Source organism: Ruegeria sp. BHSA162 (genome assembly GCF_059613385.1).
In genome coordinates this window covers 21,129-29,607 of the sequence record NZ_JBXWSK010000041.1, presented here as the reverse complement: position 1 = coordinate 29,607, position 8,479 = coordinate 21,129, and the positions used below count along the sequence as shown (strand labels likewise).

Genomic DNA, 8,479 nt, shown 5'->3' with positions numbered 1-8,479 from the left:
GTCATTGGTTGACATGCTGCATTCCAGCCCTGACGCGACCAGTTCGTCTGTGTTGGGGCCGTTTCACGTCTCAGGCGCACCCCCGCTGCCGATCGGTGGCGATATGAAACGTCACTACGGCGGGCCGGTCCTTCTTGCTGAAGGCGTGGTCCGGGATACAAAGGGCAATCCGATTGCGGGTGCCGAGCTCGACATCTGGCAAACCGCACCAAACGGGCTCTACGCCAGTCAGGATGAGGAACAGGATATCTACTCTTTTCATGGCTTGATGACGGTCGGCTCAGATGGCCGTTACGCTTTCACCACGGTCAAACCAGTGGAATACACGGTGCCATCTGATGGGCCAGTCGGAGACATTCTGCGAGCCTGTGGTCGCCATCCCTGGCGACCGTCGCACCTGCATTACATCGTCAAAGCTCCCGGTTATCGCACTTTGGTGACCGAGATATTTCCCGACGATGATCCCTATCTGGATGAAGACACGGTGTTTGGCGTGCGCGACGATCTGGTGATGACATATGTTGAACGCCCGGCTTCTGAATTTCCTGATGGCATGGAGCTTTCTGGTAAGATCCATGAACCTTTCTTGCATGTGAATTTCGACGTGACGCTTGCCAAGGACTGATTGATAGATAGGAGGCTTGAGGTGCTGAAACGTATCTTCATTTTGGGCGCTGCGCTGTTTTGCAGTGCCGCCATCGCACAAGAGCGCCCCATCTTCGACACGCATATTCATTACAGCCACGACGCCGTCGAACTGGTGCCACCAGAACAGGTGGCTAAAATCCTTCGGGATGCGGGCGTGCGGAAAGCGCTAGTTTCCAGCTCGGACGACAATGGCACTCAGCTGTTGTTGGACGCGGCACCGGACATCGTCGTTCCAGCGTTGCGCCCGTACCGTCGTCGCGGTGAAATCAACACCTGGATGCACGATGAAACTGTAATTGATTATCTGGAAGAAAACCTGGCCAAAAACGACTACGAAGCTATCGGCGAGTTTCACGCTTACGGCGAAGATATCAAAACGCCGGTCATCCAGCGTATGATTGCACTGGCCAAAGAGCGGAACCTCATTCTACACCACCACGGTGATCGAGAGGCAGTTGACCTGATCTTCGAGACTTGGCCAGAGGCGCGGGTTTTGTGGGCGCATTCTGGCTTTGACGACCCGGCCAGCGTGTCTGACGCTTTGGACACTTATCCCAGGCTTTGGGCGGACTTGGCTTTTCGGTCGGATATGGTTTCACGCGGCCGTTTAGACCCGGATTGGAAGGCCGCGTTCGAGGTGCATCCCGATCGGTTCATGGTTGGCACTGACACATTTGCGCCGGAACGTTGGTACTACGTTGGCCCGCACGCAGATTTTTCGCGTGAATGGCTGGATCTGCTGCCGGAACGGATCGCAGACAACATCGCCTATGCCAACGCTGAACGTTTGCTGGCATCAGAATGATCCGCTGGGTTATATGGCTTTTTGCTTCATCGGGCGCAGCAATTGCTTGTGACGCTGTGGGGCAACGCATGGGGTCGGAAGCCCCAGATGCGCCTGCGGTTTATTTGGCTGTCAGCGAAATTCCGTTGGCCCAACCGTTTTCCGTTCTGATTTCAGTCTGCAGTGAAGCAACAGCACATGAGGTGCGTGTTGATGCAATCATGCCCGCTCATCAGCACGGTTTGAATTACGTTCCCGAAGTTTCGGCATTGGGCGATGGAATGTTCCGGGTCGATGATTTGCTGTTTCACATGCCGGGACTCTGGGAGCTGCAGGCTGACGTTCATATCGGAGGGCGATCGCTGTCCTACACGTCAGAGATCACGCTCAAATGAAGTTCTGGGCTTTAACCGCGCTAATGGCGCTTCCGGTTGCTGTACACTCAGAAATTCTATTGTCCGAAGAGGAAATACAGCAAACGCTTTCCTTCGGGCCGTGGCCGCCAACATACAAGCCAGACCCCAGCAATCGCGTTTCAGGTGACTCAAGGGCTATTTTGCTCGGCGCGGCTTTGTTCAACGATCCGGTGCTGTCGGTAGACGGCGCTTTTTCTTGTGCGAGTTGTCACGACCCCGAACAGGCATTTACAACATCCGAGGCGCGGGCGCTCGGCCGTGTCAGGTTGGATCGGAACACCCCATCCCTGAGAAACCTTGCGAGTCTGCGCTGGTACGGTTGGGGTGGCAAGAGCGATAGTCTCTGGGCAGCAAGTCTGCATCCGATCATCGAAGAACAAGAGATGGCTCACAGCAGCGAAAGTCTAAAGGCGGCAATTTCCGAGAGTTCTTATGTTGCTGATTTTGAGTCCATTTTCGGCAATATCCGAAGTCAAGACCCGGAGTTGGTCCTGGTCAACACGGCCAAGTCTCTATCAGCCTATTTGGAGACGCTTAGAACCGAGCGGACACAATTTGACAGTTTCCGCGATGCGCTGGAACGCGGAGATCTGTTGGCGGCTGCGAACTATCCCGAAGCTGCTCAGAGAGGTCTAAAGCTCTTTCTGGGGCGCGGGAAATGTGCCCTTTGCCACAATGGCCCGGCATTTTCCAACAATGAATTTCACGACGCCGGTGTGCCTTACTTCCTAAGTGAAACCGAAGTCGATGAAGGACGGTTCGGCGGGTTGAACTTCCTATTTTCAAGCGTCTACACACTGGACGGGGAATGGAACGACGATCCCGCCAAGCAAGGTGCGTGGGCGGTTCGCAGTGTGCATAGGCGTCATTCTGATTTTGGGACCTTTCGTACGCCAAGTTTGCGGGGTGTGGCTGAAACTCCGCCCTATATGCACGACGGCAGTTTGATCGACTTGGACGCGGTGGTCCGGCACTACAGCGAGCTTGATACCGAAAGGCTGCATGCCGACGGTGAGGCCATACTCTCAGAACTGAGCTTGTCCGAGCAGGAGATCGCTGATCTCATTATGTTTTTGGAGACTGTGTCCGGCGTTGCATGGCCTTGAGATACTCCAATTCAGCCAAAGTGCCGCCTGAGTTATGCGGCACGTCGCATTTTGCTGACCCCCTTTCCACGTCAGAGAGTGTGGCCAACAAAACAAGGTCGTTGCAGTCGTCCGAATGATCTATGCCGAACCCCTTGTTGCCTACTTTGGTCGGGCCGTTCCCGAGTAAAATATCGTCGTGCTCCAGCGCCTGCCCACAAAAACTTTCGTCATTGGTCGCTTCGCATGCTAAAAGGCTGCACTAAGGCAATTGGGTTGGGCGCTTTTAACAAACGGCAAACGGGCAGGTGGCTCAATGACCGCCTCGAGAACTCCCACCTGCCGTTTCTACGACTCGACCTCGCGTTACAGCGTTTCAAACACATGCGAAATCTACAGAAATTCGCCGTCTTCAAATCCTCTGTATTTGACCACTTCAACTAGGAAAGATCGCTAACCAGCCCAAGCCCCTTCAGGCTGATCCGCCTCGCCGGTCGTTGCGAGTGGAGTCAACTTTGTTCCGGATAGGTTCGTGGTTCCCGCGGTAAACTGAGACTGGTTCGACTTCGTCTGACAGCACCGCCACCCATTGCCGACTTTCGCCACTGTTTTCTTGCCACGGGTTTCTGTGGGTAGTACCGTGCGCTGTGCCGCTCTGCCTCAATCAGAGAAAGCGCGATATGCAGACTGAGGCCGCTTTTCCGAAGCGTGCAAAGTTTACTTAAATCCGCCGCGGTCCATTCATCTCTCTGCTTCCATGATGTTGACTGAAAGATGGGATTGCCCACCTCTACAATAGCCAGACAGGAAACCTTTCGCGATCTCTACTCAGACAACACTGCGCCATTCAGGTCAAAGTGCTTTGGGAACATTGCACGCAGAAATCGGAAGACAATTCTCATTGCTTCGTCGCGGTCAAATGAATCCGGGTGGAGTAGGTAATCAGTCCACATGCCTTCGAGCATTGCGAGTGTGCCGTGCGTGGCGTCCCTGGCAACTTGATTAGGGTGTTCCGTCCCAGTTTCTTTTGCAATTCGAGCGAAAGCGTTGAAAACCAAGTTCCGAAGCTTGGCGTCGCGGGTATCTGAAAACGCAGCGATTGCTGCTCTGTTTCGGGCCTCGCCTCGAAATGCGTACCAAATGGAGACGTTTTTCTTGTTGAGAATGGTCTCACTCAAGTCACCCCGAACAATCATCTCAATATGTTCCTGCCCGGTTTGCCCGGTCGTTTCCAACAACTCATAAATGCCATTGTAGTATTGTTCGGATGAATAGCGGGCGGCTTCGTCGACCAAGTTGTCCTTGCCACCAAAATGAAGATGAATCATTCCGCGGGACAGATTGGCGCGTTGGATGATTTCGCTGACTGAGGTCTCGGAAATCCCTTTCTCTGCCACCGAGTCGAGTACGGCCTCGATCAGAGAAAGGCGATTTCGTTCGCGTATTTCTTGTCGTCTTCCAGTCATATGATTAGGCGGCTCTATTTGTTTTCAGTCTCTTGCGGTGGCGTCTAGTGGCCGATGCGAAGTCGGCCAGCCCCGATGTTGAAATAATCAGTTGACACAACTAGTGCAAAAATCCCAGATTTAAATGGACGATTGTCCATTTTGTGATCGACTGTTGTCACAGCAAATAAAACGACATTCAGCAGGGAAGCATGGCAGGAGTACTACGAAGTGAGACGGGCAAGGGCCTGGCACTTAGCGCGCCTGCGACGCTCTACGTGGGGCTGCTTGTAGCCGTGCCGCTCTGTATTCTTGTCGCCTACAGTTTTTGGACCCAAACATATGTCCAGATTGACCGGACATTGACTTGGGCGAATTACCAAGAGGCGTTTACTGACCCCTTGGTTCGACACCTAATGATCCGTTCGGTTGCAATTGCGGGCGCGGTGACATTGGTAACGGTTTGTCTGGCCTACCCGATTGCCTACTTCATTGCGTTTCGTACGCAAAAGAAGACCCTCTGGCTGCTGCTGATCACTATTCCTTTTTGGAGCAGCTACCTTCTGCGCGTGTTCAGTTGGAAACTCATTCTTGGTTTCAACGGGGTGTTGAACTCGGCGCTGATTTCATTGGGTTTGATACAAGAACCACTGACATTCCTGCTCTACAATGAGTTTGCTGTGGTCCTTACGCTCGCCCACGCCTGGGCACCTTTTGCCATCCTGCCGATCTATGTATCGCTGCAAAAGATTGACCGCAGCCTTTTGGAGGCCGCAACAGACCTTGGCTGCAGTAAGTTTGAGCGCTTTGTACGTGTGACGCTGCCCCTGACGGTGCCGGGGATCATCGCGGCCTGCCTGATCATTTTCATCCCAACCGTCGGCGATTACGTCACTCCGGCCTTGGTCGGTGGATCGCAGGGAAAAATGGTCGCGAACTTGATCCAGGTGCAGTTTGGCGCCGCCAATAATTGGCCGTTGGGTGCAACCCTGTCTCTTCTCGCCATGCTTTCGGTCGGCTGCGTTGCGATCCTGTTCGTGGTGATCGTCACCGCATTGGGTCGGAGGATCAGATGACCAGGGTATTTCGCATCTCATGGTTGCTGGTTTACGCGATTGCCTACCTGGTGTTTCTCTATCTGCCGGTTTTGCTGTTGCCGCTGTTTTCGTTCAATGACGGAACCATCGTGGCGTTCCCGCTCAAAGGTTTCACGTTGAAATGGTACGCGCAGTTGGGTCAGCAAGACACGCTGTTGCAAGCCATGGTGAATTCGCTGATCGTCGGCAGCGTGACTGCCCTGATGGCAACTTCCCTGGGTCTCTTTGCAGCTCGCGCCTATGTCCGTTATCGCTTCACGGTGCGTGAGTTGTCCGAGGGATTGGTCATGCTTCCACTGGTCATTCCCGGCATCATCGTTGCCAGTTCAATGCTGGTTCTGTTCATCAGCATCGGGCTGAAACCATCGCTGACCACCGTGATCCTTGGGCATGTGTTTGTGGCGCTGCCCTTTTCCGTGTCGATCATGAAGTCTGCGTTCGACGACTTCGACCAGTCCCTGGAGGAGGCCGCGTTCGATCTTGGTGAAAGCGTTGTTGGAACGTTTCGACGTGTTACCCTGCCAATCGTCGCGCCGGGAATCATTGCTAGCCTGTTGGTCACCTTTACAGTGTCGTTTGACGAGTTCGTCCTGGCCTTTTTCCTATCCGGAAACAGCCCAACACTGCCGGTTTATATCTGGAGCCAAATCCGCTTCCCGGCAAAGCTGCCCAACACGTTGGCACTGGGGTCACTGCTATTACTGTCATCGGTCCTGTTGCTGTTGATTGCCGAATATTTCCGCCGCCGTTCCATCCAGTCCTCAGATTGAAGCCAAAGGAAACAAGTAAGATGAGCGAACAGAACATCATCGAAATTCGGGGCGTAGAAAAACGCTTTGGTTCCTTTGTGGCTGTGTCTGATCTGAACCTGACCTTGAAAGAAGGTGAGTTCTTTTCGTTGCTTGGCCCTTCAGGCTGCGGCAAGACAACGGCTTTGCGTATCATCGCGGGTTTTCAGGATCACGAAGAAGGCGAGATCCGGATCGATGGTCGAACGATGGGAGAGGTGCCTGCCAACAAGCGCCCTACAAATATGGTGTTCCAAAGCTATGCGATCTTTCCGCATTTGAACGTCGGCGACAATGTTGGCTTCGGATTACGCAAAACAAAGCTGTCTCGGAGGGAAATCAAAGAGCGTGTTGCCGAGGCGCTTGAGATGGTCGAGCTTGGCGGCCTGCAGGACCGAAAAGCCAACGAATTGTCGGGAGGTCAGCGGCAACGTGTGGCACTCGCCCGGGCACTCGTTATGCGGCCCAAGGTATTGCTCTTGGATGAACCGTTGTCTGCGTTGGACAAAAATCTGCGCGAAGCGATGCAGTTGGAGATGCGACGCCTTCAACAGAAGCTTGGAATTACTTTCGTCATGGTCACGCATGACCAGTACGAGGCGATGACCATGTCCGACCGCATCGGCGTCATGTTCGCCGGGCAGCTCAAGCAGGTGGATAAGCCAGAGGTCCTGTATTCCCAACCCTGCAACCGGGAAGTGGCTTCTTTCATCGGTGGAATGAACTTTCTGGATGCCGAAGTGACTTCGGAGAATTCTGAAACGCTCGAAGTCAACGTCAAGGGCTTTGGGAAGATGGAAATCGGGGTGAACCCCAACGTCCAGGTGCATGACAAGGAACTTCTTGTCGGGGTTCGACCTGAGCAACTGGAAATCAGCTCGGAAAAACCGGATGGCTATGATGCTCTTGTTCAGGGCGAGGTCTCGGACGTCGCCTTTTATGGCGAGAGTGTCCACTACTATGTGCGCGTCGATGGTCTGAAAGACAGCATTGCCGTCGCAGTACCAAACTACTTTCACACGGTCGATCACACGCGCGGCGATACCGTCTGGCTTGGCGTTCAAAGCGCCTCGGTGATTGACTTGGGTAAACGTGAATCTTTGGGAGGAGAACAATGATTAAAACAGCATCACTTACGGCAGCAGTAGTTGCCACCTTTACCGCGGGCCAAGCTCTGGCGAACGCCGCTGACCTGACCGTTTTTGACTGGTCCGGATATGAGGATCAGGGTTTCTACGGCGATTATGTCGAAAAGTACGGTGGGGCGCCCAGCTACACCTATTTTGGCAGCGTGGAAGAAGCGTTCACCAAGCTTCAGTCCGGGTTTGAAGCCGATTTGGCTCACCCCTGCACAGATGCCCTGAGGAAATGGGTGGCGGCAGATTTGATCAAGCCAATCGACACCAGCAAGCTGGAGAATTGGGACAAGTTGATGCCCAAGATCAAAGAGGTCGATGGCATCACGATCGATGGGCAGACCTACATGGTGCCGTTTGAGTGGGGCAACACTGGCCTGATCTATCGCACCGATATGATTTCGGCGGATGATGTTTCGCTGCAATTGCTTGCAGATCCCGCCTATCAGGGCAAAGTCGCCATTCCGGACGCCGCTTCCAGTGCCTTTGCAATGGCAGCCTTGGCGACCGGAGCGTCCAGCTATACCGATATGAGTGACGAGGAATTCCAAAAAGCGGCGGACTATCTGCGCGCGGTTCATCCGAACGTGCGGTTTTATTGGTCTGATGCCGGCCAACTGGATCAGGCAATTGCCAGCGGTGAGGTTACGCTGGGTTGGGGATGGAACCAATCGGAACTGAACCTGATCTGGAACGAAACCCCAGCGGTCATGATGCGCGATGTGGACAAAGGCATCGCGACCTGGGTCTGCGGTTATGTACATCTGAAATCTGCGAAGCAGTCGGATGAGCAGGTCTATGACATGCTGAACGCGCTCAGCTCCGCGGCAAGTGGGAAGTACATCATTGAAAGCTGGGGATACGCCCACGCCAATGAAGACGCTTTTGCACAGGCAGACCCGGAGTTGATCGAAACTTACGGGTTCTCTGATGTGGACAGCTTCTTTGAAGGCAGCTTGTTCTTTGACGCCGTTAACCCCGAGTTGGAGGCGAAGATGTTGAAGGAATTCGAGCGCATCAAAGCGGGCTTCTAAAGGCGCTCTTACAACACAGCCGGGAATGGTGGGGATGTAGAAACCC

Annotated in this window: 9 protein-coding genes and 1 pseudogene; 9 read left to right on the top strand and 1 reads right to left on the bottom strand. The window is 53.8% G+C overall.

Annotated features, from left to right (window positions below):
• From AC2FM5_RS12515 to AC2FM5_RS12495, 5 genes and pseudogenes are all read left to right on the top strand, one after another.
• A partial coding sequence (locus AC2FM5_RS12515; RefSeq protein WP_496735916.1) for a dioxygenase family protein occupies positions 1-625 on the top strand: 625 nt, incomplete at its 5' end.
• 21 nt (positions 626-646) lie between these two features.
• Positions 647-1,453 (top strand): amidohydrolase family protein, encoded by an 807-nt coding sequence (locus AC2FM5_RS12510; RefSeq protein WP_170339937.1) that lies wholly within the window; start codon positions 647-649, stop codon positions 1,451-1,453.
• A complete protein-coding gene (locus AC2FM5_RS12505; RefSeq protein WP_496735914.1) occupies positions 1,450-1,827 on the top strand; it encodes a hypothetical protein in 378 nt (125 codons plus the stop codon). Before AC2FM5_RS12510 ends, AC2FM5_RS12505 begins: the two co-directional genes overlap by 4 nt.
• Complete coding sequence (locus AC2FM5_RS12500; RefSeq protein ID WP_496735912.1) at positions 1,824-2,954, top strand: cytochrome-c peroxidase; 1,131 nt, start codon at positions 1,824-1,826, stop codon at positions 2,952-2,954. Before AC2FM5_RS12505 ends, AC2FM5_RS12500 begins: the two co-directional genes overlap by 4 nt.
• Before the next feature lie 255 nt (positions 2,955-3,209).
• Positions 3,210-3,461, top strand: a pseudogene (locus AC2FM5_RS12495) (IS6 family transposase); the annotation flags it as partial.
• Between the two features lie 296 nt (positions 3,462-3,757).
• On the opposite strand, the gene AC2FM5_RS12490 reads toward AC2FM5_RS12495, so the two are convergent.
• Positions 3,758-4,399, bottom strand: coding sequence for a TetR family transcriptional regulator C-terminal domain-containing protein (locus AC2FM5_RS12490; protein WP_170450482.1), 642 nt, complete (start codon positions 4,397-4,399; stop codon positions 3,758-3,760).
• A gap of 191 nt (positions 4,400-4,590) precedes the next feature.
• Between AC2FM5_RS12490 and AC2FM5_RS12485 the strand changes: the two genes are divergently transcribed.
• Genes AC2FM5_RS12485 through AC2FM5_RS12470 form a run of 4 tightly spaced genes read left to right on the top strand, consistent with a single transcriptional unit; the run spans position 4,591 to position 8,433 of the window.
• On the top strand, positions 4,591-5,454 hold the full coding sequence (locus tag AC2FM5_RS12485) for an ABC transporter permease (protein ID WP_496735910.1): 864 nt from the start codon (positions 4,591-4,593) through the stop codon (positions 5,452-5,454).
• On the top strand, positions 5,451-6,245 hold the full coding sequence (locus AC2FM5_RS12480) for an ABC transporter permease (RefSeq protein ID WP_496735908.1): 795 nt from the start codon (positions 5,451-5,453) through the stop codon (positions 6,243-6,245). Before AC2FM5_RS12485 ends, AC2FM5_RS12480 begins: the two co-directional genes overlap by 4 nt.
• A 20-nt stretch (positions 6,246-6,265) precedes the next feature.
• The gene (locus AC2FM5_RS12475) at positions 6,266-7,381 is read left to right on the top strand and encodes an ABC transporter ATP-binding protein (RefSeq protein WP_170357404.1); all 1,116 of its coding nucleotides are present in this window, start codon (positions 6,266-6,268) and stop codon (positions 7,379-7,381) included.
• Positions 7,378-8,433 carry an ABC transporter substrate-binding protein gene (locus AC2FM5_RS12470; RefSeq protein ID WP_170339920.1) on the top strand — a complete coding sequence of 352 codons (1,056 nt, stop codon included), beginning with the start codon at positions 7,378-7,380 and terminating at the stop codon, positions 8,431-8,433. Before AC2FM5_RS12475 ends, AC2FM5_RS12470 begins: the two co-directional genes overlap by 4 nt.
• Positions 8,434-8,479: the final 46 nt, after the last annotated feature.

Coding starts and splice junctions, on each gene's coding strand:
- AC2FM5_RS12505 (WP_496735914.1), top strand. CDS start 1,450: ATGATCCGCTGGGTTATATGGCTTTTTGCTTCATCGGGCGCAGCAATT.
- AC2FM5_RS12500 (WP_496735912.1), top strand. CDS start 1,824: ATGAAGTTCTGGGCTTTAACCGCGCTAATGGCGCTTCCGGTTGCTGTA.
- AC2FM5_RS12490 (WP_170450482.1), bottom strand. CDS start 4,399: ATGACTGGAAGACGACAAGAAATACGCGAACGAAATCGCCTTTCTCTG.
- AC2FM5_RS12485 (WP_496735910.1), top strand. CDS start 4,591: ATGGCAGGAGTACTACGAAGTGAGACGGGCAAGGGCCTGGCACTTAGC.
- AC2FM5_RS12480 (WP_496735908.1), top strand. CDS start 5,451: ATGACCAGGGTATTTCGCATCTCATGGTTGCTGGTTTACGCGATTGCC.
- AC2FM5_RS12475 (WP_170357404.1), top strand. CDS start 6,266: ATGAGCGAACAGAACATCATCGAAATTCGGGGCGTAGAAAAACGCTTT.
- AC2FM5_RS12470 (WP_170339920.1), top strand. CDS start 7,378: ATGATTAAAACAGCATCACTTACGGCAGCAGTAGTTGCCACCTTTACC.